The 1,729-nt window shown below is 62.6% G+C and carries 2 protein-coding genes and 1 pseudogene; 1 reads left to right on the forward strand and 2 read right to left on the reverse strand.

The features are described from left to right. Nucleotides 1-593, forward strand: a 593-nt coding sequence (locus ACRCSW_RS12485; protein ID WP_438705527.1) for a transposase, incomplete at its 5' end; no start/stop codon positions are given. Nucleotides 594-671: 78 nt separating this feature from the next. On the opposite strand, the gene ACRCSW_RS12490 is transcribed toward ACRCSW_RS12485, so the two are convergent. Both ACRCSW_RS12490 and ACRCSW_RS12495 read right to left on the reverse strand, forming a co-directional pair. Then, on the reverse strand, nucleotides 672-1,280 hold the full coding sequence (locus tag ACRCSW_RS12490) for a hypothetical protein (protein WP_438705529.1): 609 nt from the start codon (nucleotides 1,278-1,280) through the stop codon (nucleotides 672-674). A 2-nt stretch (nucleotides 1,281-1,282) separates the two neighbouring features. Then, nucleotides 1,283-1,729, reverse strand: a pseudogene (locus ACRCSW_RS12495) (hypothetical protein); the annotation flags it as partial.

The following is a 1,729-nucleotide window of genomic DNA, read 5'->3' on the forward strand; positions in this document are numbered from 1 at the left end:
CGGTGGACCCGGACCGGGCGCAACTGGCCGACCTCGTGGCACGGCGCGAGGATCTGGTCACCATGATCGGGGCCGAAAAGAACCGGGCCGGGACCATGCGGGACAGCTGGCTCTGCAAAGAAATCGTGTCGATGATCAAGGTGTTGAAAGCGCATTTGGAGGCGGTCGAGGCCCAGATCGCCACGCTGATCGAGGCCCGCGAGACCCTGACCGCCGAAGCCCGCCGCCTCCGTTCGATGCCCGGGATCGGCCCGACGCTGGTGGCGGTGATCCTGGCCCGCCTGCCCGAGCTTGGCAAACTCGATCACCGCCAGATCGCCAGCCTCGCGGGTCTCGCGCCCCAGGCCTGCGACTCAGGCCTCCACCATGGTAAGCGCCGCATCTGGGGCGGCAGAGCAGATGTCCGCCGCGCGCTTTACCTCGCAGGCTTCATCGCCTCACGCTTCGACCCAACCATCAAAGCCTTCCGAGCCAGACTGCAAGCCGCCGGAAACCCCCCCAAACTCGCCATCACCGCCTGCGCGCGAAAACTCCTCACAATCCTCAACGCAATGCTCAGGGACGGCAAAGACTACCGAAAACACACCGCATGAAAAACAGTTGCTACGGCTCGCTTCAAACCCGAAAATCGAGTAACCGTTAGTGCCCATGGGTATGTGATCCGTCAATTATCAGATGATGCGGCAGCGCCGCAGGTGAAAGACCTTTGCAAGGCCCGCCTTGTGAAGCGCTTTGCCAAGTTTCGGGCTGACGAAGAAGCCGACTTCCGAGAGAGAATCCCCCCATATGTCCGACCCCTCCAGCGCGGCAGAGGTAACAGCGAACTCGTCATCCTTGATCCAAAACTTTGGGCGACATTTCCCGTCCGGATAAGGCCCATCAATGCCTCGGCTCTCAGCGGTGTTCACCGCTGTCTTCTTCGCACCGAAGTTCAGCGCCCAGAACGGGCCCGGCACCGGCGTCACCCCATCGTGCCGCACGAGTTCCAGCGGATAGAGCCCGCCGCCGCCCAGATCATGCTGACGCAGCACTGCTGCGGTCTTCTCAGTCATGCAGAGAAAGCCGTTAACTTGAAACAGGTTCTGCATCCGCGTGATGTGGCGACCTTTGTCCTCAACGGCTCGTTGCGGCAACAGGCTCGGGTCTAGATGCCCACCCCCCCAGTGAAACATCATGTTTTTAGACCGCTCCAACGCCGGAACGACGCGGTCCTCCATTTGAAACCAAGCGGTAAGCTCGGATTTCTGCGGCGCGACGCTCAGCCAGACGGAATCGGTCATGGTTATTCTCCCTTGGTTTGCGAATAACCCATCTTCTCCAGCATATCCTTCTCGACCAGCCCGCCGATCTGCTGATGCAGCCGCAGCTCGCCTTCCTTCGCCACCTGGGCGAAATTGGCGATCACCTGCCCCGCCGTCTTCCGGTCCGGTGCGATCACGTCGAGGAGCCAGTTGACAGACCCGCTCTGCCAGTCCTCGGGCTTCAGCCGCACCGGGAAGGTCCCCGCCTTGATCTGCTCGCGGATCTTCGCGTCGACATCTTCGCTGACCGCGCGATGGCGATAGTGCTTGGGGGCGAGGCGACCCTTACGGTGTAGCGGGGTGCCCCCCTCCCCATCCCTCCCCACGAGGGGGAGGGAGGCGCTTGTGGCGGCGTTGGTCGCAATGGCCCGAGCGGGGCTTCGTGTGGACAGCGAGCCGGTCCGGGCAGGGGTCGAGGTCCGCATCTT

Source organism: Tabrizicola sp., assembly GCF_051645465.1.
GTDB lineage: Bacteria > Pseudomonadota > Alphaproteobacteria > Rhodobacterales > Rhodobacteraceae > Tabrizicola.

Coding starts and splice junctions, on each gene's coding strand:
- ACRCSW_RS12490 (WP_438705529.1), bottom strand. CDS start 1,280: ATGACCGATTCCGTCTGGCTGAGCGTCGCGCCGCAGAAATCCGAGCTT.